The organism is Escherichia sp. MOD1-EC5990 (genome assembly GCF_002965285.1).
GTDB classification, from domain to species: Bacteria; Pseudomonadota; Gammaproteobacteria; order Enterobacterales; family Enterobacteriaceae; genus Escherichia; species Escherichia coli_F.
Map to the genome: position 1 here is coordinate 18199 of NZ_PTRV01000023.1, position 26493 is coordinate 44691.

At 50.6% G+C, this 26493-nt stretch carries 25 protein-coding genes; 15 read left to right on the plus strand and 10 right to left on the minus strand.

What is annotated here, in order from left to right; translation table 11 throughout:
• Positions 1 to 10: 10 nt before the first annotated feature.
• From uidC to malI, 6 genes are all read right to left on the minus strand, one after another.
• Complete coding sequence (uidC, locus tag BEB42_RS20955) at positions 11 to 1276, minus strand: glucuronide uptake porin UidC (protein ID WP_001227017.1); 1266 nt, start codon at positions 1274 to 1276, stop codon at positions 11 to 13.
• 38 nt (positions 1277 to 1314) lie between these two features.
• Positions 1315 to 2688, minus strand: a complete 1374-nt coding sequence (uidB, locus tag BEB42_RS20960) for a glucuronide transporter (protein WP_001075890.1) — start codon at positions 2686 to 2688, stop codon at positions 1315 to 1317.
• Positions 2685 to 4496: a beta-glucuronidase gene (gene uidA, locus BEB42_RS20965; protein ID WP_000945913.1), complete on the minus strand. Its 1812-nt coding sequence runs from the start codon at positions 4494 to 4496 to the stop codon at positions 2685 to 2687. The genes uidB and uidA overlap by 4 nt, the downstream gene beginning before the upstream one ends.
• A gap of 389 nt (positions 4497 to 4885) precedes the next feature.
• Complete coding sequence (gene uidR / locus BEB42_RS20970) at positions 4886 to 5476, minus strand: DNA-binding transcriptional regulator UidR (RefSeq protein ID WP_000969092.1); 591 nt, start codon at positions 5474 to 5476, stop codon at positions 4886 to 4888.
• Between the two features lie 228 nt (positions 5477 to 5704).
• Complete coding sequence (hdhA, locus tag BEB42_RS20975) at positions 5705 to 6472, minus strand: 7-alpha-hydroxysteroid dehydrogenase (protein ID WP_000483371.1); 768 nt, start codon at positions 6470 to 6472, stop codon at positions 5705 to 5707.
• A gap of 111 nt (positions 6473 to 6583) precedes the next feature.
• Entirely contained in the window at positions 6584 to 7612 is a 1029-nt protein-coding gene (gene malI, locus BEB42_RS20980; protein WP_105267533.1) for a mal regulon transcriptional regulator MalI, read from the minus strand.
• A 174-nt stretch (positions 7613 to 7786) separates the two neighbouring features.
• Here malI and malX point away from each other — a divergent pair, with 174 nt between their 5' ends.
• The 3 genes from malX (at position 7787) to add (ending at position 11666) form a co-directional block, all read left to right on the plus strand.
• Positions 7787 to 9379: a PTS maltose transporter subunit IICB gene (gene malX / locus BEB42_RS20985; protein WP_000125609.1), complete on the plus strand. Its 1593-nt coding sequence runs from the start codon at positions 7787 to 7789 to the stop codon at positions 9377 to 9379.
• Between the two features lie 9 nt (positions 9380 to 9388).
• Positions 9389 to 10561, plus strand: coding sequence for a bifunctional maltose regulon transcriptional repressor/cystathionine beta-lyase MalY (gene malY, locus BEB42_RS20990; protein ID WP_105267534.1), 1173 nt, complete (start codon positions 9389 to 9391; stop codon positions 10559 to 10561).
• 103 nt (positions 10562 to 10664) lie between these two features.
• Positions 10665 to 11666: an adenosine deaminase gene (add, locus tag BEB42_RS20995; protein WP_088541862.1), complete on the plus strand. Its 1002-nt coding sequence runs from the start codon at positions 10665 to 10667 to the stop codon at positions 11664 to 11666.
• Positions 11667 to 11701: 35 nt separating this feature from the next.
• On the opposite strand, the gene BEB42_RS21000 is transcribed toward add, so the two are convergent.
• On the minus strand, positions 11702 to 12742 hold the full coding sequence (locus BEB42_RS21000) for an oxidoreductase (RefSeq protein WP_001282537.1): 1041 nt from the start codon (positions 12740 to 12742) through the stop codon (positions 11702 to 11704).
• Between the two features lie 242 nt (positions 12743 to 12984).
• Here BEB42_RS21000 and blr point away from each other — a divergent pair, with 242 nt between their 5' ends.
• From blr to gstA, 12 genes are all read left to right on the plus strand, one after another.
• Positions 12985 to 13110 carry a division septum protein Blr gene (blr, locus tag BEB42_RS21005; RefSeq protein WP_024166213.1) on the plus strand — a complete coding sequence of 42 codons (126 nt, stop codon included), beginning with the start codon at positions 12985 to 12987 and terminating at the stop codon, positions 13108 to 13110.
• Positions 13111 to 13382: 272 nt separating this feature from the next.
• Positions 13383 to 13598, plus strand: coding sequence for a transcription modulator YdgT (gene ydgT / locus BEB42_RS21015; protein ID WP_000217950.1), 216 nt, complete (start codon positions 13383 to 13385; stop codon positions 13596 to 13598).
• Between the two features lie 85 nt (positions 13599 to 13683).
• Complete coding sequence (locus BEB42_RS21020) at positions 13684 to 14124, plus strand: DUF2569 domain-containing protein (protein ID WP_001306099.1); 441 nt, start codon at positions 13684 to 13686, stop codon at positions 14122 to 14124.
• A gap of 76 nt (positions 14125 to 14200) precedes the next feature.
• Complete coding sequence (gene rsxA, locus BEB42_RS21025; RefSeq protein WP_000133193.1) at positions 14201 to 14782, plus strand: electron transport complex subunit RsxA; 582 nt, start codon at positions 14201 to 14203, stop codon at positions 14780 to 14782.
• Positions 14782 to 15360: an electron transport complex subunit RsxB gene (gene rsxB / locus BEB42_RS21030; protein ID WP_105267535.1), complete on the plus strand. Its 579-nt coding sequence runs from the start codon at positions 14782 to 14784 to the stop codon at positions 15358 to 15360. Before rsxA ends, rsxB begins: the two co-directional genes overlap by 1 nt.
• Complete coding sequence (rsxC, locus tag BEB42_RS21035) at positions 15353 to 17575, plus strand: electron transport complex subunit RsxC (RefSeq protein ID WP_000915806.1); 2223 nt, start codon at positions 15353 to 15355, stop codon at positions 17573 to 17575. Before rsxB ends, rsxC begins: the two co-directional genes overlap by 8 nt.
• Positions 17576 to 18634, plus strand: coding sequence for an electron transport complex subunit RsxD (gene rsxD / locus BEB42_RS21040; protein ID WP_105267536.1), 1059 nt, complete (start codon positions 17576 to 17578; stop codon positions 18632 to 18634).
• 3 nt (positions 18635 to 18637) lie between these two features.
• Positions 18638 to 19258, plus strand: a complete 621-nt coding sequence (gene rsxG / locus BEB42_RS21045; RefSeq protein ID WP_105267537.1) for an electron transport complex subunit RsxG — start codon at positions 18638 to 18640, stop codon at positions 19256 to 19258.
• Positions 19259 to 19261: 3 nt separating this feature from the next.
• The gene (gene rsxE / locus BEB42_RS21050) at positions 19262 to 19957 is read left to right on the plus strand and encodes an electron transport complex subunit RsxE (RefSeq protein ID WP_001289657.1); all 696 of its coding nucleotides are present in this window, start codon (positions 19262 to 19264) and stop codon (positions 19955 to 19957) included.
• The gene (gene nth / locus BEB42_RS21055; RefSeq protein WP_001030334.1) at positions 19957 to 20592 is read left to right on the plus strand and encodes an endonuclease III; all 636 of its coding nucleotides are present in this window, start codon (positions 19957 to 19959) and stop codon (positions 20590 to 20592) included. Before rsxE ends, nth begins: the two co-directional genes overlap by 1 nt.
• 610 nt (positions 20593 to 21202) lie before the next feature.
• A complete protein-coding gene (gene dtpA, locus BEB42_RS21065; RefSeq protein WP_000100942.1) occupies positions 21203 to 22705 on the plus strand; it encodes a dipeptide/tripeptide permease DtpA in 1503 nt (500 codons plus the stop codon).
• Positions 22706 to 22810: 105 nt separating this feature from the next.
• Entirely contained in the window at positions 22811 to 23416 is a 606-nt protein-coding gene (gene gstA / locus BEB42_RS21070) for a glutathione transferase GstA (RefSeq protein WP_000765742.1), read from the plus strand.
• A gap of 43 nt (positions 23417 to 23459) precedes the next feature.
• On the opposite strand, the gene pdxY is transcribed toward gstA, so the two are convergent.
• The 3 genes from pdxY to pdxH form a co-directional block, all read right to left on the minus strand.
• Positions 23460 to 24320 carry a pyridoxal kinase PdxY gene (pdxY, locus tag BEB42_RS21075; protein ID WP_001302086.1) on the minus strand — a complete coding sequence of 287 codons (861 nt, stop codon included), beginning with the start codon at positions 24318 to 24320 and terminating at the stop codon, positions 23460 to 23462.
• Between the two features lie 61 nt (positions 24321 to 24381).
• Positions 24382 to 25656 (minus strand): tyrosine--tRNA ligase, encoded by a 1275-nt coding sequence (gene tyrS, locus BEB42_RS21080; RefSeq protein WP_105267538.1) that lies wholly within the window; start codon positions 25654 to 25656, stop codon positions 24382 to 24384.
• 128 nt (positions 25657 to 25784) lie between these two features.
• A complete protein-coding gene (gene pdxH, locus BEB42_RS21085) occupies positions 25785 to 26441 on the minus strand; it encodes a pyridoxamine 5'-phosphate oxidase (protein ID WP_001282302.1) in 657 nt (218 codons plus the stop codon).
• Positions 26442 to 26493: the final 52 nt, after the last annotated feature.

Sequence of the window (26493 nt, forward strand, 5' to 3'; positions counted from 1 at the left end):
GCGTTATTTCTTACTTCAGCATAAAGTCATACTGAATACTCATTTTCACATCCCAGTAATTCAGGCGATCGCCCAGTGTACTGCCATCGCGCTTTTCCCGCCCTTTATCGGCAGCAAGAAAGAAATTCATCCCTTGTAACGGCCCTTCGCTGACCCGATAGTTCATACCACCTAAGATACCCGCGCCTTCAATCCGCACATCTCGTTTACTGGATTCATAGCCGCGAGTCACAATCGGTGCAAATGTCAGCGTAAATTGCGGAGTTAAACGATAATTGACGCCCAATTGCCAGGACTGCATTCCTTCACGGTTACGATCAAGACTTAATGAAAAGGGATAGCCAATGTCGGTGTCCACCACGGCACCATTCATTGCATGGCGCAAATAACCACCACTGCCAAATACGCTTCCCCACGGCGCATTCCAGGTCAATTGTCCACTAACCAACGCCGTTTCATTGGGCTGGCTGGTATTACGACTTAAACCTTCGAGTTGCGCGTAAAAGCCGAGCAACTCCCCTTTCAACGTATAATTCGGGTCGAGCGGTATGCTTTTCTCGAGAATACTTTGTATCTGATTGGAAACATCTTTCTGTACCGATGCCCCCAGAGAATAGCGACTGGTATCATCATGCCAACTGGCGGCTAAAAAAGAACGTGCGCGATGTTTATCGTATTTTCCCGTCTGGCTGTTATAAACCCCTTCATCACGAATACCGGTTGTTGAATCGGTCCATAAAAATACTCGTGACCGCCACATTCCCCACAGATCAATATTTGGCGTTAAAGCCCAGTAACCTAATGCTCCTTCAGAAACTGTCGGTAATGTACGTTGCGAACTGCCAGCCATTAACGGAATACGATAAGGTAAGCTACCATAACTATAATCCGTCCCGAAGCGACCTAATTTAAGCAGGCTATTTTCACTGGGTTTTATTTTTACTGCACCCAGGGCAAAGCCAAAACTTTTATCACCATCAAGATACCACCGGGTACTCATATCAGCACGAGCACCTAATTTATAAACATAATACGCCCCGCCTTCAACGCCAATAATATTGGAATAATAACCACTATTGAAATCGAGCAATCCTCCCTGTACCCATGCGTAAATATCTCTTCCCGCGCCAGCACTGGGCTTATCAGCCCTGCGTAATTCATTTTTCAGTCTGATGCGTAGTCCCGCTTCATCGTCAGCCAGTTGCGCCGCGTAAGCAGAGGTAAGGCCAGAGGCAGCCGTCAGGCAAATAACGGCCATGGCCACTATTTTTCTCATAGTTGCACCTTTGATGTTCTGATTATTTTTATTGAATATTAATTAGTGATATCGCTGATTAATTGCTGCTGCATTTTTTTACGATTATCAATTTCAACCACGATTTCTTTGAATTTTTTATCCGTGAGCGGATAAAACCAGATAATGACGAATGCCAGCAGCATAAATCCGCAAGGTACTAAGGCAATTGATGTGCGGATGCCCATAATAACTTCCGGCGTTTGCACCTGATTGGCAATATATCCGCTTAATCCCAAAATAAAGGCAGGAATTGAACCTCCGATTGCCTGACCGCATTTACGGGTAAATGAGAATAGTGAATAGGTGAGCCCTTCTATTCGCACGCCGGTCAGGTATTCACCGTATTCCACAGTATCAGCTTCCAGTGCCCACATCACGGTCATGGTAACGCCCTGACCAATTGAAGCGATGGCCAACGCAACCAACGCCACCGGCAGTGACCAGACCGAAACCCAGAAGAACAGCAGATAACCGCAGGTTCCCAGCAAAGCGCCAATCAGGAAGGTATTCTTTTTACCGATCCTCGCGACCATCCCCGGCACCAGCGGTGCCGATGCCACAGTACCGACCAGGTTTTGCACCAGTACCAGCACAGTGAACAGCCCGGTATCATTTAACACATAGCGCACGTAGAACAACGACGAGGCGCTGACCGCGAAGGTCGAAATCAGCACACACAGCGCACCGATGCACAACATAAACAGCGGGCGATTCCGTTTCAGGGTTTGCAGACTGATCTTCAATGACGGCTGCGCCACGATACGTACCACATTCTCACGCGTCGATTTGAAGCAGATGAAGTAAAGCACCATTCCGGCAATCGCCAGCACAATCGTCCAGAAATGGTATACCGACACCATCTCTTCCGGACTGGAGTTCTTAATGCTCGGTCCTATCAGAAATGCCAGACAGACAAAGGTCAATGAAGCGGCAATCCCGCGAGCCGCGCCCAGACGGGCGCGGGATTGTGGTTGTTGGGTCATCGCGGTAGCAAGTGAACCATAAGGAATATTCACCAGGCTGTAGCAAAGCCCGAGGCCCATGTAGGTCAAATATGCATACACTACTTTGCTGCTATGGCTCCAGTCGGTCGGCACCCAGAATACCAGCACACTGAAGATCATTAACGGCGCAGTACCGAAGAGTAAAAACGGGCGGAATTTTCCCCAGCGGGTATTCACACTGTCCACCACTCGTCCGGCAAAGACGTCGGCGAAGGCATCGAATACCCGCACCAGTAACAGCATGGTGCCCGCCGCAGCGGCACCGACGCCAGCGACGTCGGTGTAGTAACTCAACAGGAAGAGCGCCCCCATTGCGAAGGCGAAGTTATTGGCGACGTCACCGAGGCTGTAGCCGACGATGGTGCGCCAGGAGAGTTGTTGATTCATTGTTTGCCTCCCTGCTGCGGTTTTTCACCGAAGTTCATGCCAGTCCAGCGTTTTTGCAGCAGAAAAGCCGCCGACTTCGGTTTGCGGTCGCGGGTGAAGATCCCTTTCTTGTTACCGCCAACGCGCAATATGCCTTGTGAGGTCGCAAAATCGGCGAAATTCCATACCTGTTCACCGACGACGGCGCTGACTCGATCAAAGACGCGGTGATACATATCCAGCCATGCACACTGATACTCTTCACTCCACATGTCGGTGTACATTGAGTGCAGCCCGGCTAACGTATCCACGCCGTATTCGGTGATGATAATCGGCTGATGCAGTTTCTCCTGCCAGGCCAGCAGTTCTTTTTCCAGTACCTTCTCTGCCGTTTCCAAATCGCCGCTTTGGACATACCAACCGTAATAACGGTTCAGACACAGCACATCAAAGAGATCGCTGATGGTATCGGTGTGAGCGTCGCAGAACATTACATTGACGCAGGTGATCGGACGCGTCGGGTCGAGTTTACGCGTTGCTTCCGCCAGTGGCGCGAAATATTCCCGTGCACCTTGCGGACGGGTATCCGGTTCGTTGGCAATACTCCACATCACCACGCTTGGGTGGTTTTTGTCACGCGCAATCAGCTCTTTAATCGCCTGTAAGTGCGCCTGCTGGGTTTCTCCGTTGACTGCCTCTTCGCTGTACAGTTCTTTCGGCTTGTTGCCCGCTTCGAAACCAATGCCTAAAGAGAGGTTAAAGCCTACAGCTGCAGTTTCATCAATCACCACGATGCCATGTTCATCTGCCCAGTCGAGCATCTCTTCAGCGTAAGGGTAATGCGAGGTACGGTAGGAGTTGGCCCCAATCCAGTCCATTAATGCGTGATCGTGCACCATCAGCACGTTATCGAATCCTTTGCCACGCAAATCCGCATCTTCATGACGACCAAAGCCAGTAAAATAGAACGGTTTGTGGTTAATCAGGAACTGCTCGCCCTTCACTGCCACTGACCGGATGCCGACGCGCAGCGGGTAGATATCACACTCTGTCTGGCTTTTGGCTGTGACGCACAGTTCATAGAGATAACCTTCACCCGGTTGCCAGAGGTGCGGATTCACCACTTGCAAAGTCCCGCTGGTGCCTTGTCCAGTTGCAACCACCTGTTGATCCGCATCACGCAGTTCAACGCTGACATCACCATTTGCCACCACCTGCCAGTCAACAGACGCGTGGTTACAGTCTTGCGCGACATGCGTCACCACGGTGATATCGTCCACCCAGGTATTCGGCGTGGTGTAGAGCATTACGCTGCGATGGATCCCGGCGTAGTTAAAGAAATCATGAAAGTAAGACTGCTTTTTCTTGCCGTTTTCGTCGGTAATCACCATTCCCGGCGGGATAGTCTGCCAGTTCAGTTCGTTGTTCACACAAACAGTGATACGTACACTTTTCCCGGCAATAACGTACGGTGTGACATCGGCTTCAAATGGCGTATAGCCGCCCTGATGCTCCATCACTTCCTGATTATTTACCCACACTTTGCCGTAATGAGTGACCGCATCGAAACGCAGTACGATACGCTGGCCCGCCCAACCTTTCGGTATAAAGACTTCGCGCTGATACCAGACGTTGCCCACATAATTACGAATATCTGCATCGGCGAACTGATCGTTAAAACTGCCCGGCACAGCAATTGCCCGGCTTTCTTGTAACGCGCTTTCCCACCAACGCTGATCAATTCCACAGTTTTCGCGATCCAGACTGAATGCCCACAGGCCGTCGAGTTTTTTGATTTCACGGGTTGGGGTTTCTACAGGACGTAACATAAGGGACTCCTCATTAAGATAAAAATACTGGTCAACCTTTAATCTGATTAGTTAACCAATTCTGTGTTGCACACAGTTATCTGTGAGAAACCCATGGAAGAGAAATGGAAATAAAAAGAACTGACACCGCGATCAAAAAACCAAAAACTGCAATACCCACAGCGTGATATTGATCGCATTAATCTTTAAAACAGCGTTGACAGAAGCCACAAAATAAGCAATCGAACGTTCGTTCGAATATATTGGAAGCGATAAACCCTCATGATATATTGCTACGATGAATATTTAGGTGGGATTCTCCGATCCCTGGGAGGATGATTTTTGCACAGAGAAATTACGATATGAAACGCGGGCTCAGTTGTCACCAGCCCGCGGAAAGAGAGAGAGGATCAGGATGCGGTTAAGATACCGCCAATCATCGCGCGTAATCCCTGAGCAAACGACGCTTCACGCGCCAGATCTTCCGCTTCGATATCGGCCAGTACACCGTAGGTCAGATCCAGCAGTAAACGTGAAGTCATTGCCGTGTTGATGTCTGGGCTTATCTCGCCTTTTTGCTGGGCATCACGCATCCGCTGGGCAACAAATTCCGTGATCGTCATATGCTTATTTTTAAGCATGGCGGCGACCTGTGGGTTACGCATCCCTTCCGCCATAATTTCGACCACCAGCGCCCGTTGCCCAAAGGCCTCATGGGTGAGAGAGACAATAGACTCGACCATATAGTCAACGAAATGAATCCCTTCAATCGGTTCCCGGAAACGGGCCAGCGCCCTCTCCTGGTCCTGTAAGATAATCGCCTGAATCAAGGCTTCTTTGGAGATGAAATGGTGATAGAGCGTCCCGGGACTAATGGCGCAGGATTTACAGATGGCTTTCATCGAGGCACTGTGAAATCCATTTTCTGAAAAAATCTCTCTGGCAGCATTGAGGATCCGGGTCCGTGTCGGTTGTGCTTCAGTCTGCATGTTATCCATCATTAAACCATTATAGTTAGCGTGAATAACTAGTTTACCGGTTTGTCAGGTGAGCGCCTATCATTGCTGTTGAATAGTGCGAAGGCACACTCAATTCGTAAGCTTTTTATCCAGATATTGGTTAACCAATAGCCGTGATTTGGCTGCCGGTTGTTTACCAGAGACGTTGACGAGTTGCACACGCTATCCCGGTAAACAACACATACGGCTGTTTACCGGTTCGTTAGTGTATTAATTGAGCTCCTGTACCCCACCACCGGAGACGGTGAGAATTTGTCCGCTTACCCAGCTGGCTGCAGGCGAGCAAAGGAATAGCGCCGCGTTAGCAATATCTTGCGGTTGGCCCAGACGTCTGATCGGCGTGTGCTGTAACATTTTTTGTTCAATTTCTGGTGTAATAACGGATTTCAGGGCATCGGTTAATATTGCCCCCGGCGCAATGCCATTTACCCGAATATTTTTTTCACCCAGGTCAAATGCCATATTTCTGACCAGATGACTGGCCGCAGCTTTAGATGACGCATAGGAAGTCATGTTGATATTTTTATTTTCTGCCGCCATAGAAGTGATGGTCAGAATAACGCCACCGCCATTTTTTTCCATTTCTGGCGCAACAAGTTGTGACAGATGGAAAAAAGAAAACACATTCAGTTCATAAGCACGGCGAAAATCCGCCATTGGCATATCAAACGGTTTAGGACCACCGCCACCGGCGTTGTTAACCAGGATATCAACTTTACCCAGCTTACTGACGGCAAAGTCTGCCAGTGCAGAGAGCTCCTGTTCGGAAGTAATATCACAACGCCAGGCAAATGCCTGACCACCCAGTTGTTGAATTTCATCTACAACATGATTAGCTGCATCGGCGTTAATATCACTGACCACCACAGATGCGCCAGCCGTCGCAAATGTAATGGCGATTTCTTTACCAATACCTGCACCCGCACCTGTGATGATGGCGCATTTTCCGTCGAGTCTCAGGTTGTCAGAATTAAACACATAAACCTCCTGTGAACTTCAGTAAAAATAAAAGGCACCGCCTGTGTGCCACATTTTTTATCATTAACCTTGAGGAAAGGACACTACCAGGTATAGCAGATAAAGAGAGGATTATTTCGCCGCAATGAGCCGGGCGGGAATAATAAGATTGCGTGAATGCGCCTCTTCATGAGTGATTTTTTGCATCATGCGATCCGCAAGTGTGGTACCAAGTTCCCGCGCAGGCGTGCTGGCCCAGGTAACAGGTATATCATCAAGTGTGGTTGGCGTTGCATCGGTAAATGCCGCCAACGAAACCTGTTGTTCAAAGTAACGATCGACTCCGCTTTCCCCGCTTTGCCGCCCTGCTTTCAGCAAACCAAACCATGCCCCCATCGCAATAGTTTCGTTATAGCAAACCACAGCACTGATGGTCGGGTTATGACGTAAAAGCGCCATGATAGCTTCCGCGGCTTGCTTCTGGCTGGAAGTGCACTCCAGCACCCAATCGCTGTGAAACGGCAGGCCAAATTTTAGTAGAGTTGCACAATAGCCCCCCACCCGTTCTGCACGAGTTAATGAGGAACTCTTCCCTCCCAGCCAGGCGATACGCTGATGCCCATTGCGAATGAGATGCTCCGTCAACAACTGTGCAGCCTGCATGTTGTCCGGGCGAACCGTATCAACATCATCAAGATAACTGGCTCGGGAAGCGAAAATCACCGGGATGCCTTTTTCTTCTGCCATCCGCCGCAAGTCATCGCTGCTTCCTGCAGCCCCGGCAATTACCACACCATCGACGCCCTGATTCAATAACAGTGAAAACCGCTGTGCCAGCTGCTCGCCGTCTTTACCGCCGTGAAGCAAAAAAACCATCCGTCCCTGCGCTTCCAGAGCTTCCGTCAATCCGGCCGTTAATTCGGCGTAAAACGGCGCAGATAAATCACGGACGATCAAACCAATGACGCCGCTTTGCCCGCCGCGCAGCGCCGACGCCTGACGGTTGCGCACAAATCCCAGCTCTTCAATGGCGGCGTTAACGCGTTCTCCTGTGGCGGTAGAGATTCGCCCTTTGCCACTTAGCACCAGCGAAACGGTGCTTACCGACACACCCGCAGCCAGTGCAACATCATGAATGGTTATTTTTTTGGCGGTAGCCATGCAGATGACCTACTCCCTGATTATGTGACAGATAAAACGTTTTACCTTTTATTTATCTTATACCCGCTATTATCGTTGCGTAATGTGATTTATGCCTCACTAAAATTTGATAAAACGTTTTATCTTCTCGCGCAATTTACTGAATCCAGATTGTTCTCTACGAGGAGTCGTTTTATGACGGCGAAAACAGCACCGAAAGTCACGCTGTGGGAGTTCTTCCAGCAGTTAGGCAAAACCTTCATGCTACCCGTGGCATTATTGTCGTTCTGCGGCATTATGCTCGGCATTGGTAGTTCTCTAAGCAGCCATGATGTCATCACCCTGATCCCGGTCCTGGGCAACCCCGTGTTGCAGGCTATCTTTACCTGGATGAGTAAGATTGGCTCGTTTGCTTTTAGTTTCCTGCCAGTCATGTTCTGTATCGCCATCCCGCTGGGCCTGGCACGCGAAAACAAAGGTGTAGCGGCATTTGCTGGCTTTGTCGGTTATGCGGTAATGAATCTCGCGGTAAACTTCTGGTTGACCAATAAAGGCATTCTGCCAACCACGGACGCCGCGGTTCTGAAAGCCAATAACATTCAGAGCATTCTTGGGATCCAGTCGATCGACACCGGGATCCTCGGTGCAGTGATCGCCGGTATTATCGTCTGGATGCTGCATGAGCGTTTCCATAATATCCGCCTGCCGGATGCGCTGGCATTCTTCGGCGGTACGCGCTTCGTGCCAATCATCTCCTCACTGGTAATGGGCCTTGTCGGTCTGGTGATTCCATTAGTCTGGCCGATTTTCGCCATGGGTATTAGCGGCTTGGGCCATATGATCAACAGCGCGGGTGATTTCGGACCGATGCTGTTTGGTACCGGTGAACGTCTGCTGTTGCCGTTTGGTCTGCATCACATTCTGGTGGCATTAATTCGCTTTACCGACGCAGGCGGCACGCAGGAAGTCTGCGGTCAAACCGTCAGCGGCGCACTGACCATCTTCCAGGCGCAATTGAGTTGCCCGACCACTCACGGTTTTTCTGAAAGCGCCACGCGTTTCCTTTCGCAAGGCAAAATGCCTGCGTTTCTCGGCGGTCTGCCAGGTGCAGCGTTAGCTATGTATCACTGCGCGCGCCCGGAAAATCGCCATAAAATTAAAGGGCTGCTGATTTCTGGCCTGATCGCCTGTGTCGTTGGCGGCACGACCGAACCGCTGGAATTCCTGTTCCTGTTCGTAGCGCCAGTTCTGTATGTCATCCACGCGCTGTTAACCGGCCTCGGCTTCACCGTCATGTCTGTGCTCGGCGTCACCATCGGTAATACCGACGGCAATATCATCGACTTCGTGGTGTTCGGTATTTTGCATGGTCTGTCAACCAAGTGGTACATGGTGCCAGTGGTGGCGGCAATCTGGTTTGTCGTTTACTACGTCATCTTCCGTTTCGCTATCACTCGCTTCAATCTGAAAACCCCGGGGCGCGATAGCGAAGTTGCCAGCTCAATCGAAAAAGCCGTTGCCGGTGCACCGGGTAAATCAGGTTACAACGTTCCGGCAATCCTCGAAGCCTTAGGCGGTGCCGACAATATTGTCAGCCTCGATAACTGCATTACCCGTCTGCGTTTGTCTGTGAAAGATATGTCGCTTGTTAATGTGCAGGCACTGAAGGACAATCGGGCAATTGGCGTAGTACAACTTAATCAACATAACCTGCAGGTTGTTATCGGGCCACAAGTTCAGTCAGTAAAAGATGAAATGGCCGGTCTGATGCATACTGTTCAGGCATAAGGATAAGATATGTTCGATTTTTCAAAGGTCGTGGATCGTCATGGCACATGGTGTACGCAGTGGGATTATGTCGCTGACCGTTTCGGCACTGCTGACCTGTTACCGTTCACGATTTCAGACATGGATTTTGCCACTGCCCCCTGCATTATCGAGGCGCTGAATCATCGCCTGATGCACGGCGTGTTTGGCTACAGCCGCTGGAAAAACGATGAGTTTCTCGCGGCTATTGCCCACTGGTTTTCCACCCAGCATTACACCGCAATTGATACGCAGTCGGTGGTGTATGGCCCTTCTGTTATCTACATGGTCTCGGAACTGATTCGTCAGTGGTCTGAAAAAGGTGAAGGCGTGATGATCCACACACCCGCCTATGACGCATTTTATAAGGCCATTGAAGGTAACCAGCGCACAGTAATGCCCGTTGCTTTAGAGAAGCAGGCTGACGGCTGGTTTTGCGATATGGGCAAGCTGGAAGCCGTGTTGGCGAAACCAGAATGTAAAATTATGCTTCTGTGTAGCCCACAGAATCCTACCGGGAAAGTGTGGACGTGCGATGAGCTGGAGATCATGGCTGACCTGTGCGAGCGTCATGGTGTGCGGGTTATTTCCGATGAAATCCATATGGATATGGTTTGGGGCGAGCAGCCGCATATTCCCTGGAGTAATGTGGCGCGCGGAGACTGGGCATTGCTAACGTCGGGATCGAAAAGTTTCAATATTCCCGCCCTGACCGGTGCTTACGGGATTATAGAAAATAGCAGCAGCCGTGATGCCTATTTATCGGCACTGAAAGGACGTGATGGGCTTTCTTCCCCTTCGGTACTGGCGTTAACTGCCCATATCGCCGCCTATCAGCAAGGCGCGCCGTGGCTGGATGCCTTACGCGTCTATCTGAAAGATAACCTGACGTATATTGCAGATAAAATGAACGCCGCGTTCCCTGAACTCAATTGGCAGATCCCGCAATCCACCTATCTGGCCTGGCTTGATCTACGTCCATTGAATATTGACGACAACGCGTTGCAAAAAGCCCTTATCGAGCAAGAGAAGGTCGCGATCATGCCGGGGTATACCTACGGTGAAGAAGGTCGTGGTTTTGTCCGTCTCAATGCCGGCTGCCCGCGTTCGAAACTGGAAAAAGGTGTTGCTGGATTAATTAACGCCATCCGCGCTGTTTGTTAACCCTAATTGCGCAACGTAAAAAATCGTTGCGCAATCGTGGATTTTTACCCTGCTTTGTTTTTATAATGGTGCGCACTTTTATATCCAGAAAAAGAGTGCGACCATGATTGATACCACCCTGCCATTAACTGATATCCATCGCCACCTTGATGGCAACATTCGTCCCCAGACCATTCTCGAACTTGGCCGCCAGTATAATATCTCGCTTCCTGCACAATCCCTGGAAACACTGATTCCCCACGTTCAGGTCATTGCCAACGAACCCGATCTGGTGAGCTTTCTGACCAAACTTGACTGGGGCGTTAAAGTTCTCGCCTCTCTTGATGCTTGCCGCCGCGTGGCATTTGAAAACATTGAAGATGCAGCCCGTAACGGCCTGCACTATGTCGAGCTGCGTTTTTCACCGGGCTACATGGCAATGGCACATCAGCTGCCTGTAGCGGGTGTTGTCGAAGCGGTGATCGATGGCGTACGTGAAGGTTGCCGCACCTTTGGTGTGCAGGCGAAGCTTATTGGCATTATGAGCCGGACCTTCGGTGAAGCCGCCTGTCAGCAAGAACTGGAGGCCTTTTTAGCCCACCGTGACCAGATTACCGCACTTGATTTAGCCGGTGATGAACTTGGTTTCCCGGGAAGTCTGTTCCTTTCTCATTTCAACCGCGCGCGTGATGCGGGCTGGCATATTACCGTCCATGCAGGCGAAGCTGCCGGGCCGGAAAGCATCTGGCAGGCGATTCGTGAACTGGGGGCGGAACGTATTGGACATGGCGTAAAAGCCATTGAAGATCGGGCGCTGATGGATTTTCTCGCCGAGCAACAAATTGGTATTGAATCCTGTCTGACCTCCAATATTCAGACCAGCACCGTGGCGGATCTGGCGGCGCATCCGCTGAAAACGTTCCTTGAGCATGGCATTCGTGCCAGCATTAACACTGACGATCCCGGCGTACAGGGAGTGGATATCATTCACGAATATACCGTTGCCGCGCCAGCTGCTGGGTTATCCCGCGAGCAAATCCGCCAGGCACAGATTAATGGTCTGGAAATGGCTTTCCTCAGCGCAGAGGAAAAACGCGCACTGCGAGAAAAAGTCGCCACGAAGTAACAAAAATGGATGGTGCTAATTGCACCATCCCCTTTTCACGCAAGGCACAAAGTCGCGCGATGTTTGGCGGATTCGATGCCCAGCTCAATCAACTCCATTACCTGGATTGCCTGACTTGCCGGAACCGGATTTTCACCATCGCCATTTAACGCATCACGAATAGCCGCATAGTAAGCCGGATAATTCCCCGGCACTGTCAACAGCGTTTCTTCGACACGTTCCTCACCTTCCACGCGGGTAAGTACGCCATCACGCATATCGTAGCCCCAGTCTTCCTGCGGCAGACGCTCGCCATTTTTCAGACGTTCTTCCTGTGGATCGAGGCCATATTTCACATAACTGCCTCGGGATCCATGCACGATATAACGTGCTGACTCAGCGGCTGCCAGCATGGTGCCGTGTAAAATGACTCGCCGCTGCGGATAGGACAAGATGGCATGGAAATAATCAGTCGACTGCGCTCCGGGCCGTAACTGTGCCAAATCTACCGTCATGCTAACCGGTAAACCAAATAGCGTAATGGCCTGATCAAGAAGATGCGGTGCTAAATCGTACCAGATACCGCTGCCAGGGCCGCCCTGTTCACGCCAACGATCGCGCACCTGCGGACGGAAGCGGTCAAAATGAGACTCAAAGTAAGCAACTTCACCCAGTACGCCTTCCGCGAGCAAACCTTTTAGCGTCAGGAAATCGCTATCCCAGCGACGGTTATGGAATACAGACAGCACACGCCCCAGGCTTTTTGCCAGCGCTTCCAGCTCTCGCGCTTGTGACAGTGTCACGGTAAAGGGTTTATCAACGACCACATGTTTACCCGCCTCAAGCGCCGCTTTGGCTAACGGGAAATGGGTATCGTTGGGTGTAGGGATGACAATCAGGTCTATGTTGGGATCGTTAAACAGATGCTTCGGCTCAGAGACAACCGTAACCGTTGGCCAGTCGGCTTTTACTTTTGTTTCATCGCTGCTGGAGATTACCGCCAGTTCCAGCCCGGGCGTGCCCGCAATCAGGGGCGCATGGAAGGTTTTGCTCGCATAACCATACCCAATCAACCCAACACGGATGTTGTCGCTCATGTCATTGCCTCTCATTGAAGTATGATGGCTATTTGACACTATCCTTTACCCTCGCTCAACAGTTTAATAACCTGCCAGCAATAAGGGATGTTGTTTAACTTAAGTCAAAAAAATAGCGAATTTTCCAACGACAAAAGCTAAATATCGCAAAAACCTCAGTAAAAATCTTGCTGGAGCTATTATTGCTAAGTAACATTTACCCCCTGAAGTTAATGGATCAATCAACAGAGATGTGGGCTGTAATGAATCGTCTTATTGAATTAACAGGTTGGATCGTTCTTGTCGTTTCAGTCATTCTTCTTGGCGTGGCGAGTCACATTGACAACTATCAGCCACCTGAACAGAGTGCTACGGTACAACACAAGTAAGCTCTACTCTTGTAGAGCGACATACTGCCCGACCGGGTGCATGTTTTAACTTGTCGGATATTAAACCAGGAATTTATTATCTTGTTCGATGATGTTGGTGATTGTCAGGGATAGTAAAGCGCGTTACTCTTTTCAGAGCAGTTTTTCATCCCTGAATATTTACCATCAGCGCATTCTTATTATTGTAATAATACAAACGTTCACTTTTGGTGAAATTTTATCATCACTAATAATACCTACCCCTTTGGTATTAATTATTTTATGGACCTTTTATGACTGTTCAGGACTACTTATTAAAATTTCGCAAAATCAGTTCACTCGAAAGTCTGGAAAAACTCTACGACCATCTTAATTACACCCTGACGGACGATCAGGAACTGATCAATATGTATCGTGCTGCCGATCACCGTCGCGCAGAGCTGGTTTCTGGCGGGCGTTTGTTTGACCTCGGCCAGGTACCGAAGTCCGTCTGGCACTATGTCCAATAAAGAAAGTAGCGATCGGTTATAAAAGCCTTATAATAACGCCCCTAAAATTAGATTTGCCTGTTTGCGTCGCTATTCTGGAGAACCTATGACCACCACAACGCCACAACGTATTGGAGGCTGGTTGCTTGGCCCATTGGCCTGGCTTTTAGTCGCTCTGTTAAGTACGACGCTGGCGTTGTTGCTGTATACCGCTGCGTTATCTTCTCCGCAAACATTTCAAACGCTCGGCGAACAAGCACTGACGACACAAATCTTATGGGGCGTTTCTTTTATTACCGCTATCGCCATGTGGTATTACACACTGTGGTTGACCATCGCTTTCTTTAAACGTCGGCGTTGTGTTCCTAAACACTATATTATCTGGCTGCTTATTTCCGTATTGCTGGCAGTAAAAGCGTTCGCTTTTTCACCCGTGGAAGATGGCATAGCCGTTCGCCAGTTACTGTTTACTTTGTTGGCAACCGCATTGATCGTCCCCTATTTTAAACGCTCGTCGCGGGTGAAAGCGACGTTTGTGAATCCGTAATAACCTTACAGTTAACCTGTTGTCGCCTGCTCTGGATTAACGGATAATAGGCGGCTTTTTTATTTCAGGCCGAAAAATGACTGACTACCTGTTACTGTTTGTCGGAACTGTACTGGTCAATAACTTTGTACTGGTCAAGTTTCTCGGTCTCTGTCCGTTTATGGGGGTTTCCAAAAAGCTGGAAACCGCGATGGGCATGGGGCTGGCTACAACGTTTGTGATGACGCTGGCGTCTATTTGCGCCTGGCTTATCGATACGTGGATTTTGATCCCGCTTAATCTGATTTACCTGCGCACCCTGGCGTTTATTCTGGTGATTGCTGTGGTTGTGCAGTTCACCGAGATGGTGGTGCGCAAAACCAGCCCGGTGCTTTACCGTCTGCTGGGGATTTTTTTGCCGCTTATCACCACCAACTGTGCAGTGCTCGGCGTGGCGTTGCTGAATATCAATCTCGGGCACAATTTCTTGCAGTCGGCGCTGTACGGTTTTTCCGCCGCTGTCGGTTTCTCGCTGGTGATGGTGCTCTTCGCCGCCATCCGCGAACGCCTTGCTGTGGCTGATGTCCCGGCACCTTTTCGCGGTAATGCCATTGCGTTAATTACCGCAGGTCTTATGTCTCTGGCCTTTATGGGCTTTAGTGGTTTGGTGAAGTTGTAATGAATGCTATCTGGATTGCCGTTGCCGCCGTGAGCCTGCTGGGCCTGGCGTTTGGCGCCATTCTGGGTTATGCCTCCCGCCGTTTTGCGGTGGAAGACGATCCGGTCGTTGAGAAAATTGACGAAATCTTACCGCAGAGCCAGTGTGGTCAATGCGGTTATCCCGGCTGTCGCCCCTACGCGGAAGCCATCAGCTGTAACGGTGAAAAAATTAACCGCTGCGCCCCAGGTGGCGAAGCTGTGATGCTAAAAATTGCTGAGTTGCTTAATATCGAGCCACAGCCGCTGGATGGCGAAGCGCAAGAGCTAACGCCTGCGCGGATGGTGGCGTTTATTGATGAAAATAACTGTATTGGCTGCACTAAATGTATTCAGGCGTGTCCGGTAGACGCCATCGTTGGTGCTACCCGCGCCATGCATACGGTAATGAGTGATCTCTGTACGGGCTGCAATTTATGTGTTGATCCGTGCCCGACGCACTGCATCTCGTTGCAACCGGTTGCAGAAACACCTGACTCCTGGAAATGGGATCTGAACACCATTCCCGTGCGTATCATTCCCGTGGAACACCATGCTTAAGTTATTCTCTGCATTCAGAAAAAATAAAATCTGGGATTTCAACGGCGGCATCCATCCACCGGAGATGAAAACCCAGTCCAACGGTACGCCCCTGCGCCAGGTACCACTGGCGCAGCGTTTTGTCATACCACTGAAACAACATATTGGCGCTGAAGGTGAATTGTGCGTTAGCGTCGGTGATAAAGTATTGCGCGGCCAGCCGCTTACCCGTGGACGCGGCAAAATGCTGCCAGTTCACGCGCCCACCTCGGGTACCGTTACGGCTATTGCGCCCCACTCTACGGCTCATCCTTCAGCTTTAGCTGAATTAAGCGTGATTATTGATGCCGATGGCGAAGACTGCTGGATCCCGCGCGACGGCTGGGACGATTATCGCTCTCGCAGTCGCGAAGAGTTAATCGAGCGCATTCATCAGTTTGGTGTTGCCGGGCTGGGTGGTGCGGGATTCCCGACAGGCGTTAAATTGCAGGGCGGCGGAGATAAGATTGAAACGTTGATTATCAACGCTGCTGAGTGCGAGCCGTACATTACCGCCGATGACCGTTTGATGCAGGATTGCGCGGCTCAGGTCGTAGAGGGTATTCGCATTCTTGCGCATATTCTGCAGCCACGCGAAATTCTTATCGGCATTGAAGATAACAAACCGCAGGCGATTTCCATGCTGCGCGCGGTGCTGGCGGACTCTCACGATATTTCTCTGCGGGTGATTCCAACCAAATATCCTTCTGGCGGTGCTAAACAATTAACCTACATTCTAACCGGGAAGCAGGTTCCACATGGCGGGCGTTCATCCGATATCGGCGTATTAATGCAAAACGTCGGCACTGCTTATGCAGTGAAACGTGCCGTTATCGATGGCGAACCGATTACTGAGCGTGTCGTGACCCTGACTGGCGAAGCAATCGCACGCCCGGGCAACGTCTGGGCACGGCTGGGTACGCCAGTGCGTCATTTATTGAATGATGCCGGATTCTGCCCCTCTGCCGATCAAATGGTGATTATGGGCGGCCCGCTAATGGGCTTTACCTTGCCATGGCTGGATGTCCCGGTCGTAAAGATTACCAACTGTCTGTTGGCTCCCTCTGCCAATGAGCTTGGCGAACCACAGGAAGAACAAAATTGCATCCGTTGTAGCGCCTGTGCTGACGCCTGCCCTGCGGATCTTTTGCCGCAACAGTTGTACTGGTTCAGCAAAGGTCAGCAACACGATAAAGCCACCACGCATAACATTGCCGACTGCATTGAATGTGGGGCTTGCGCGTGGGTTTGCCCGAGCAATATTCCCCTGGTGCAATATTTCCGTCAGGAAAAAGCTGAAATTGCGGCTATTCGTCAGGAAGAAAAGCGCGCCGCAGAAGCCAAAGCGCGTTTCGAAGCGCGCCAGGCTCGTCTGGAGCGCGAAAAAGCGGCTCGCCTTGAACGACATAAGAGCGCAGCCGTTCAACCTGCAGCCAAAGATAAAGATGCGATTGCTGCCGCTCTGGCGCGGGTGAAAGAGAAACAGGCCCAGGCTACACAGCCTATTGTGATTAAAGCGGGCGAACGCCCGGATAACAGTGCAATTATTGCAGCACGGGAAGCCCGTAAAGCGCAAGCCAGAGCGAAACAGGCAGAACTGCAGCAAACTAACGACGCAGCAACCGTTGCTGATCCACGTAAAACCGCAGTTGAAGCCGCTATCGCCCGCGCCAAAGCGCGCAAGCTGGAGCAGCAACAGGCTAATGCGGAGCCAGAAGAACAGGTTGATCCGCGCAAATCCGCCGTCGAAGCCGCGATTGCCCGTGCCAAAGCACGCAAGCTGGAACAGCAACAGGCTAATGCCGAACCAGAACAACAGGTCGATCCGCGCAAAGCCGCCGTCGAAGCCGCTATTGCCCGTGCCAAAGCACGCAAGCTGGAACAGCAACAGGCTAATGCGGAACCAGAACAACAGGTCGATCCGCGCAAAGCTGCCGTCGAAGCCGCTATTGCCCGTGCCAAAGCGCGCAAACTGGAACAGCAACAGGCTAATGCGGAGCCAGAAGAACAGGTTGATCCGCGCAAAGCTGCCGTCGAAGCGGCTATTGCCCGCGCCAAAGCACGCAAGCTGGAACAGCAACAGGCTAATGCGGTACCAGAAGAACAGGTTGATCCGCGCAAAGCGGCAGTTGCCGCGGCTATTGCCCGCGTTCAGGCCAAAAAAGCCGCCCAGCAAAAGGTTGTAAACGAGGACTAAATGGTATTCAGAATAGCTAGCTCCCCTTATACCCATAACCAGCGCCAAACATCGCGCATTATGCTGTTGGTGTTGCTCGCAGCCGTGCCAGGAATCGCAGCGCAACTGTGGTTTTTTGGTTGGGGTACTCTCGTTCAGATCCTGTTGGCGTCGGTCAGTGCTCTGTTAGCCGAAGCTCTCGTACTCAAACTACGCAAGCAATCAGTAGCCGCAACGTTGAAAGACAACTCAGCAATGCTGACAGGCTTATTGCTGGCGGTAAGTATTCCCCCCCTCGCGCCGTGGTGGATGGTCGTGCTGGGTACGGTGTTTGCGGTGATCATCGCTAAACAGTTGTATGGCGGTCTGGGGCAAAACCCGTTTAATCCGGCAATGATTGGTTATGTGGTCTTACTGATCTCCTTCCCGGTGCAGATGACCAGCTGGTTACCGCCACATGAAATTGCGGTCAACATCCCTGGTTTTATCGACGCCATACAGGTTATTTTCAGCGGACATACCGCCAGTGGTGGTGATATGAACACGCTACGCTTAGGTATTGATGGCATAAGTCAGGCAACACCGCTGGATACATTTAAAACCTCTGTCCGTGCCGGTCATTCGGTTGAACAGATTATGCAATATCCGATCTACAGCGGTATGCTGGCGGGCGTTGGTTGGCAATGGGTAAATCTCGCCTGGCTGGCTGGCGGCGTATGGTTGCTGTGGCAGAAAGCGATTCGCTGGCATATTCCCCTCAGCTTCTTAGTAACGCTGGCGTTATGCTCAACGTTGGGCTGGTTGTTCTCACCAGAAACACTGGCATCACCGCAAATTCATCTGTTGTCTGGTGCGACTATGCTCGGCGCATTCTTTATTTTGACTGACCCGGTTACTGCTTCTACGACCAATCGTGGTCGTCTTATTTTCGGCGCGCTGGCGGGTTTATTAGTCTGGTTGATCCGCAGTTTCGGCGGCTATCCTGACGGCGTGGCTTTTGCCGTCCTGCTGGCGAACATCACGGTTCCTCTGATCGATTACTACACGCGTCCGCGCGTCTACGGCCATCGCAAAGGGTAAACCATGCTGAAAACTATCCGAAAACACGGCATTACACTGGCACTATTTGCAGCGGGTTCTACAGGGTTAACTGCGGCCATCAACCAGATGACCAAAACGACAATTGCTGAACAGGCCAGTCTGCAACAAAAGGCGTTATTTGATCAGGTGCTGTCAGCCGAACGCTATAACAATGCGCTGGCACAGAGTTGCTATCTGGTAACTGCGCCAGAGTTAGGTAAAGGTGAGCATCGGGTTTACATCGCCAAACAGGATGACAAACCGGTAGCCGCCGTTCTGGAAGCAACCGCGCCAGATGGCTATTCTGGTGCGATTCAGCTGCTGGTGGGAGCCGATTTTAACGGCACGGTACTAGGCACGCGCGTGACAGAGCACCACGAAACGCCAGGGCTTGGCGATAAAATCGAACTGCGCCTTTCTGACTGGATCACCCATTTTGCGGGTAAAAAAATCAGTGGTGCGGATGATGCGAACTGGGCAGTGAAGAAAGATGGTGGTGATTTCGACCAGTTCACCGGCGCGACGATTACTCCCCGCGCGGTGGTTAATGCGGTAAAACGCGCCGGATTGTACGCTCAGACGTTACCGTCACAACTTTCTCAACTTCCTGCCTGTGGAGAATAAAGCGTGAGCGAAATTAAAGACGTTATTGTTCAGGGGTTGTGGAAAAACAACTCTGCGCTGGTCCAGCTGCTCGGCCTCTGTCCGCTATTGGCGGTCACGTCCACTGCCACTAACGCTCTGGGTTTAGGACTTGCGACTACGCTGGTACTGACGCTGACCAACTTGACCATTTCGACGCTGCGTCACTGGACGCCAGCCGAGATCCGCATTCCCATTTACGTGATGATCATCGCCTCGGTGGTCAGCGCTGTACAGATGCTGATCAACGCCTACGCCTTTGGTCTGTATCAATCGTTAGGGATTTTTATTCCGCTGATTGTCACTAACTGTATCGTTGTGGGCCGCGCTGAAGCCTTCGCTGCTAAAAAAGGTCCGGCACTTTCGGCACTGGACGGCTTTTCAATTGGTATGGGCGCAACCTGCGCCATGTTCGTGCTGGGTTCACTACGCGAAATAATCGGCAATGGCACGTTGTTTGACGGTGCAGATGCGCTGTTAGGTAGCTGGGCAAAAGTATTACGCGTGGAGATTTTCCACACCGACTCCCCTTTCCTGCTGGCGATGCTGCCACCAGGTGCATTTATTGGCCTGGGACTGATGCTGGCAGGGAAATACCTGATTGATGAAAGAATGAAAAAGCGCCGTACTGAAGCAGCTGCCGAACGTGCATTGCCAAACGGTGAAACAGGGAATGTCTGATGAACAAAGCAAAACGCCTGGAGATCCTCACTCGCCTGCGTGAGAACAATCCTCATCCCACCACCGAGCTTAATTTCAGTTCGCCTTTTGAATTGCTGATTGCCGTACTACTTTCCGCTCAGGCGACCGATGTCAGTGTTAATAAGGCGACGGCGAAACTCTACCCGGTGGCTAATACGCCTGCAGCGATGCTTGAGCTGGGCGTCGAAGGGGTGAAAAGCTATATCAAAACTATTGGCCTTTATAACAGTAAAGCAGAAAATATCATTAAGACCTGCCGTATCTTACTGGAACAGCATAACGGCGAGGTTCCGGAAGATCGAGCTGCACTTGAAGCCCTGCCTGGTGTAGGTCGTAAAACAGCCAACGTCGTATTAAACACTGCATTCGGCTGGCCGACTATTGCTGTCGACACGCACATTTTCCGCGTTTGTAATCGTACTCAATTTGCGCCGGGGAAAAACGTCGAACAGGTAGAAGAAAAGCTACTGAAAGTGGTTCCGGCAGAGTTTAAAGTCGACTGCCACCATTGGTTGATCCTGCACGGGCGTTATACCTGTATTGCCCGCAAGCCTCGCTGTGGCTCTTGTATTATTGAAGATCTTTGTGAATACAAAGAGAAAGTTGACATCTGAAGAAAAGGGGTAACACCGATTACCCCATTAATAACCTTTCTTTATCCTCTTTTAAAACATCTTTTTAACGTCAATGATGCCATTGCTTAGCGTTATCATCAGGTAATCCGTTTGCGGATAACCAAAAATGCAGGTTAATTGTTTTTTTAATAGCGAAATTTTCTATTCATTCGTGATCAAGATCACGATGCTGTGGCAATGTAAAAACATTGCAAGAATTAGGTTAAAATCATTTAAATTTACACACGCAACAAATATTGACCTACAAAACATTACACTGGCTATTTTTCAGAAACTGGACTATCTCACTAGGAAAAACGCCAAATAGCAGAACATATCGCCGTTAAGCCATCACCCCCCTCTCAGGGTAGTGAAAAAATCTGCCGTTACGTTTTTTGAAAAATTTAACGCTGGATAACATTTCCCGGAATGGTTGAATTCCCCGCCTCAGTTATATGTAACAGATTATTACAAAGGACTTGTCTGAAAGTGCAAGATAGTGAACATTACCTGCCGTTTCCCCTCCCACTATAACAATTGCGCGTATGTTTTTTAGGCATAACGCGAGAAAGCACCCCCGTTAATATGGGATGTAAAAAAAGAGGTAAAAGTGTCCACTGCAAACCAAAAACCAACTGAAAGCGTCAGTTTGAACGCTTTCAAACAACCGAAGGCGTTCTATCTCATCTTCTCGATTGAGTTATGGGAACGTTTTGGTTATTACGGCCTACAAGGAATTATGGCTGTTTACCTGGTTAAACAACTGGGTATGTCTGAAGCGGATTCAATCACCCTTTTCTCTTCCTTTAGTGCCCTGGTTTATGGTCTGGTCGCTATCGGCGGTTGGTTAGGTGACAAGGTACTGGGTACTAAACGCGTAATTATGCTTGGCGCTATTGTGCTGGCGATTGGTTATGCTCTGGTTGCCTGGTCTGGTCACGACGCCGGTATCGTTTATATGGGTATGGCGGCTATTGCGGTCGGTAACGGCCTGTTTAAAGCTAACCCGTCTTCTCTGCTTTCTACATGCTATGAGAAAAACGACCCGCGTCTGGACGGTGCATTCACCATGTACTACATGTCCGTCAACATCGGCTCTTTCTTCTCTATGATCGCCACCCCGTGGCTGGCCGCGAAATACGGCTGGAGTGTTGCGTTTGCGTTGAGCGTTGTAGGCCTGCTGATCACTATCGTTAACTTCGCCTTCTGCCAACGCTGGGTTAAACAGTACGGTTCAAAACCAGACTTCGAGCCTATCAACTACCGTAACCTGCTGCTGACCATTATTGGTGTTGTGGCACTGATCGCTATCGCCACCTGGCTGCTGCACAATCAGGAAGTTGCGCGTATGGCGCTGGGCGTTGTTGCCTTTGGTATCGTGGTTATCTTCGGTAAAGAAGCCTTCGCGATGAAAGGTGCTGCGCGTCGTAAAATGATCGTTGCCTTCATCCTGATGCTCGAAGCCATTATCTTCTTCGTGCTGTACAGCCAGATGCCAACGTCACTGAACTTCTTTGCGATTCGTAACGTTGAACACACCATTCTGGGCCTGGCCGTAGAACCTGAGCAGTATCAGGCACTGAACCCGTTCTGGATCATCATTGGTAGCCCGATTCTGGCCGCTATCTATAACAAGATGGGCGATACCCTGCCGATGCCAACTAAGTTTGCAATCGGTATGGTGATGTGTTCTGGTGCGTTCCTGATTCTGCCGCTGGGTGCAAAATTCGCGTCTGACGCAGGTATCGTGTCGGTAAGCTGGCTGGTCGCAAGCTATGGCCTGCAGAGTATCGGGGAACTTATGATCTCTGGTCTGGGTCTGGCAATGGTTGCACAACTCGTTCCGCAGCGTCTGATGGGCTTCATTATGGGTAGCTGGTTCCTGACCACTGCCGGTGCAAACCTGATTGGTGGTTATGTTGCGGGTATGATGGCTGTGCCGGATAACGTTACCGATCCACTGATGTCACTGGAAGTCTATGGTCGCGTATTCTTGCAGATTGGTGTCGCTACTGCCGTTATTGCAGTACTGATGCTGCTGACCGCGCCGAAACTGCATCGCATGACGCAGGATGACGCTGCAGACAAAGCGGCGAAAGCTGCTGTAGCGTAAAATTCAGGGAAACTCTTTTACAAGCCGCTAACTTTTCGTTAGCGGCTTTTTTTTTGTTCAGCAACGCACTACCATACTTTAAACCACAGACAAAAGGAGTTACCGATGAAATTGTTCTACAAACCGGGCGCCTGCTCTCTCGCTTCCCATATCACCCTGCGTGAGAGCGGAAAGGATTTTACGCTCGTCAGTGTGGATTTAATGAAAAAACGTCTCGAAAACGGTGACGATTACTTTGCCGTTAACCCTAAGGGACAGGTGCCTGCATTGCTGCTGGACGATGGTACTTTGCTGACGGAAGGCGTAGCAATTATGCAGTATCTTGCCGACAGCGTCCCCGACCGCCAGTTGCTGGCACCGGTAAACAGTATTTCCCGCTATAAAACCATCGAATGGCTGAATTACATCGCCACCGAGCTGCATAAAGGTTTCACGCCTCTGTTTCGCCCTGATACACCGGAAGAGTACAAACCGACAGTTCGCGCGCAGCTGGAGAAGAAGCTGCAATATGTGAACGATGCTCTGAAGGATGAGCACTGGATCTGCGGGCAACGATTTACAATTGCTGATGCCTATCTGTTTACGGTTCTGCGCTGGGCATACGCGGTGAAACTGAATCTGGAAGGGTTAGAGCACATCGCGGCATTTATGCAACGTATGGCTGAACGTCCGGAAGTACAAGACGCGCTGTCAGCGGAAGGCTTAAAGTAATAGCTATCGGCCCACAGGTTGTTGTGGGCCGAAATGAGATATTTCAGAGCTTTGTTGCGCTGAAATAATGTTCTGGTTTGGCAATACGATCCTGAGCAGCAACCACTTGCAGCTCATATTCCTGCATTGCTTTGGTGGTCACCATGATTTCGTATACTGCAGCGGTCACATGTTCCAGGGCCTCCTGCAGCGTTGCCCCCTGAAGCAGTTTCACCAGCAGTAAACCGCTCGTCACATCACCGACACCTACCGGTTGGCGCATACCAAAATCCACCAGCGGACGGCTGATATGCCAGGCTTCATCGGCGGTAACCAGCAGCATTTCAAAACGGTCACGGCTGTAGCCAGCCCGCGCCAGGTGTTTAACCAACACAATTTGTGGCCCTTGCGCAATGAGTTCACGCGCTGCCAGAACCGCTTCTTCGACGTTATTTACCGGATGCTCACAGAGTATCTCCAGCTCAACCAGATTCGGCGCAATGATATCGCTGGCAGGCAAACCGTGACGCACATGAAACTCTGCGACACCCGGTGCAACGATACAGCCTTTTTCCGGATGACCCATTACCGGATCGCAAAAATATTTCGCCTGCGGATTCGCTGCTTTCACCTGACGAACGATACCGAGGATATGTTCACCCTGCTCCGCCGAACCCAGATAGCCACTTAATACGGCATCACAGGTGTGTAATTTATCAATGGCGGCAATGCCTTGCACAATTTCGGTTAAATGGCTGGGCGGCATCACGCAGCCAGTCCATTTGCCGTATTGGGTGTGATTAGAAAATTGAACGGTGTTCAGCGGCCAGACGTTCGCGCCCAGGCGGCGCATCGGAAACTCTGCCGCACTGTTACCCGCATGACCATAAACAACGTGAGACTGGATAGCGAGAATATTTTTCATCATGTTCCCTGTATAAAAACCAGGGGGAGTGATTTCTCACTCCCCCTTTCCACTTAATGCATTATTTCCAGCAAATCAGACAGTAATTCTTTTTGCCGCGACGCAGTAAGGTAAAACGACCAAACAGACGATCTTCTTCTTTAAAGAAGTATTCAGGATCGGACTGTTTTTCACCGTTAATGGTGATGGCATTGGAGGCGATAGTTTTACGCGCCTGACCACGGGAAGGTTGCAGTTCGGAATCGACCAGCGCCTGCATCAGGTCTGCACCTTTTTCCATCTCAACCATCGGTACGCCGTCCTGCGCCAGCTGTTCGAAGTCCGCTTCACTCAGCGCACTCAAGGAACCACTGAACAGACATTCGGTAATACGTTTTGCTGCCTGCAAACCTTCTTCACCGTGCACCAAACGTGTCACCTGCTCCGCCAGAACATACTGAGCGCGCGGAGCTTTACCGCTGTTTTTATCTTCTTCTTCGAGGGCATTGATCTCTTCAATGCTCATGAAGGTGAAGAACTTCAGGAAGCGGTAAACGTCGGCATCCGCAGTGTTGATCCAGAACTGGTAGAATTTGTACGGGCTGGTTTTCTTCGGATCTAACCAGACTGCGCCGCCTTCAGTTTTACCAAATTTGGTGCCGTCTGCTTTGGTGATCAGCGGAACGGTCAGGCCAAACACCTGATTCTGATGCAGACGACGGGTCAGGTCGATACCAGAAGTGATGTTACCCCACTGGTCAGAACCACCAATTTGCAGCACCACACCGTACTGTTTGTTCAGACAGGCGAAGTCATACCCTTGCAACAGGTTGTAGGAAAACTCAGTGAACGAAATCCCCTGATCTTCACGGTTGAGACGCTGCTTAACCGCTTCTTTGTTGATCATCTGGTTAACGGAGAAGTGTTTGCCAATATCGCGCAGGAAGGTCAGCACATTCATCTTGCCGAACCAGTCATAGTTGTTCGCCGCGATAGCAGAATTTTCTCCACAGTCGAAATCGAGGAACGGGGCAACCTGCTTGCGGATTTTGTCCACCCACTCCTGAACAGTTTCTTCAGTGTTCAGCTTACGCTCGGCAGCTTTGAAGCTCGGGTCGCCAATCAGACCCGTCGCGCCGCCTACCAGCGCAACCGGCTTGTGGCCCGCCTGCTGGAAGCGTTTCAGGCATAACAATGGAACAAGATGCCCCAAATGCAAGCTGTCAGCGGTAGGATCGAAGCCGCAATAGAGCGCGATCGGGCCTTGCGCCAGTCGCTCTGCTAACGCTTCCTCGTCCGTCACCTGGGCTACCAGCCCCCGCTCTTGCAATTGTTTAATCAAGTTACTGCTTGCCATCAAAATCTCCATGTATATAACGACTGCACCTTTGCCGGTACACGACTTTTCGCCAGATGCGAAAGAGACATAGAATAAAGTGCCAGAATCAGGAGTACCAGCGATTAAAGCAAGATTTTTGCATCTTTTCAGGGGGCAAGACGATCAATCTTCCACGCATCATTTTCACGCTGGTACAAAAAGCGGTCATGCAGGCGATGCTCACCGCCCTGCCAGAACTCAATCTGTTCAAGGCTGACGCGAAAACCGCCCCAAAAACTCGGCAATGGCACTTCGCCCTGTTGAAACTTCTGCTTCAGCTCCAGGAATTTACTTTCAAGGATACCGCGGGCAGAAATGCGACTGGACTGCTTCGAAACCCATGCACCAATCTGGCTATCACGGGGGCGACTATGAAAATATTTCATCACTTCGAGAGTCGAAAGTCGTTCCGCTTTACCGATCACCATCACCTGGCGCTCAAGGGTATGCCACGGGAACAGCAGGCTAACGCGCGGATTATTTTCGATTTGATGTGCTTTACGGCTGCCGAGGTTGGTGTAAAACACCATTCCTTTTTCGTCGTAATGTTTGAGTAAAACGATGCGCTGATAAGGCTGACCATGTTCATCCACGGTAGCGACCACCATCGCGGTAGGGTCCGCCAGTTTGGCTTCACACGCCTGAGAGAGCCAGCGTTCAAAAAGGGTTAATGGAGCGGCGGGAAGATCGCGGCGGCGTAATCCGCCTTTGGTGTATTCACGGCGCAGATGCGCGATTTGCTGCAATTCGTCGTTATCAGACATGGTTTTCTTTACGGATTGTCAGTGGGTGACGCTATTGTGCGCCGCCCCTGGA

What these genes read in the sequence shown, in the direction of transcription:
- uidC (WP_001227017.1), bottom strand. Translation starts at nt 1,276, where the DNA reads ATGAGAAAAATAGTGGCCATGGCCGTTATTTGCCTGACGGCTGCCTCT.
- uidB (WP_001075890.1), bottom strand. Translation starts at nt 2,688, where the DNA reads ATGAATCAACAACTCTCCTGGCGCACCATCGTCGGCTACAGCCTCGGT.
- uidA (WP_000945913.1), bottom strand. Translation starts at nt 4,496, where the DNA reads ATGTTACGTCCTGTAGAAACCCCAACCCGTGAAATCAAAAAACTCGAC.
- uidR (WP_000969092.1), bottom strand. Translation starts at nt 5,476, where the DNA reads ATGATGGATAACATGCAGACTGAAGCACAACCGACACGGACCCGGATC.
- malI (WP_105267533.1), bottom strand. Translation starts at nt 7,612, where the DNA reads ATGGCTACCGCCAAAAAAATAACCATTCATGATGTTGCACTGGCTGCG.
- malX (WP_000125609.1), top strand. Translation starts at nt 7,787, where the DNA reads ATGACGGCGAAAACAGCACCGAAAGTCACGCTGTGGGAGTTCTTCCAG.
- malY (WP_105267534.1), top strand. Translation starts at nt 9,389, where the DNA reads ATGTTCGATTTTTCAAAGGTCGTGGATCGTCATGGCACATGGTGTACG.
- add (WP_088541862.1), top strand. Translation starts at nt 10,665, where the DNA reads ATGATTGATACCACCCTGCCATTAACTGATATCCATCGCCACCTTGAT.
- BEB42_RS21000 (WP_001282537.1), bottom strand. Translation starts at nt 12,742, where the DNA reads ATGAGCGACAACATCCGTGTTGGGTTGATTGGGTATGGTTATGCGAGC.
- blr (WP_024166213.1), top strand. Translation starts at nt 12,985, where the DNA reads ATGAATCGTCTTATTGAATTAACAGGTTGGATCGTTCTTGTCGTTTCA.
- ydgT (WP_000217950.1), top strand. Translation starts at nt 13,383, where the DNA reads ATGACTGTTCAGGACTACTTATTAAAATTTCGCAAAATCAGTTCACTC.
- BEB42_RS21020 (WP_001306099.1), top strand. Translation starts at nt 13,684, where the DNA reads ATGACCACCACAACGCCACAACGTATTGGAGGCTGGTTGCTTGGCCCA.
- rsxA (WP_000133193.1), top strand. Translation starts at nt 14,201, where the DNA reads ATGACTGACTACCTGTTACTGTTTGTCGGAACTGTACTGGTCAATAAC.
- rsxB (WP_105267535.1), top strand. Translation starts at nt 14,782, where the DNA reads ATGAATGCTATCTGGATTGCCGTTGCCGCCGTGAGCCTGCTGGGCCTG.
- rsxC (WP_000915806.1), top strand. Translation starts at nt 15,353, where the DNA reads ATGCTTAAGTTATTCTCTGCATTCAGAAAAAATAAAATCTGGGATTTC.
- rsxD (WP_105267536.1), top strand. Translation starts at nt 17,576, where the DNA reads ATGGTATTCAGAATAGCTAGCTCCCCTTATACCCATAACCAGCGCCAA.
- rsxG (WP_105267537.1), top strand. Translation starts at nt 18,638, where the DNA reads ATGCTGAAAACTATCCGAAAACACGGCATTACACTGGCACTATTTGCA.
- nth (WP_001030334.1), top strand. Translation starts at nt 19,957, where the DNA reads ATGAACAAAGCAAAACGCCTGGAGATCCTCACTCGCCTGCGTGAGAAC.
- gstA (WP_000765742.1), top strand. Translation starts at nt 22,811, where the DNA reads ATGAAATTGTTCTACAAACCGGGCGCCTGCTCTCTCGCTTCCCATATC.
- pdxY (WP_001302086.1), bottom strand. Translation starts at nt 24,320, where the DNA reads ATGAAAAATATTCTCGCTATCCAGTCTCACGTTGTTTATGGTCATGCG.
- tyrS (WP_105267538.1), bottom strand. Translation starts at nt 25,656, where the DNA reads ATGGCAAGCAGTAACTTGATTAAACAATTGCAAGAGCGGGGGCTGGTA.
- pdxH (WP_001282302.1), bottom strand. Translation starts at nt 26,441, where the DNA reads ATGTCTGATAACGACGAATTGCAGCAAATCGCGCATCTGCGCCGTGAA.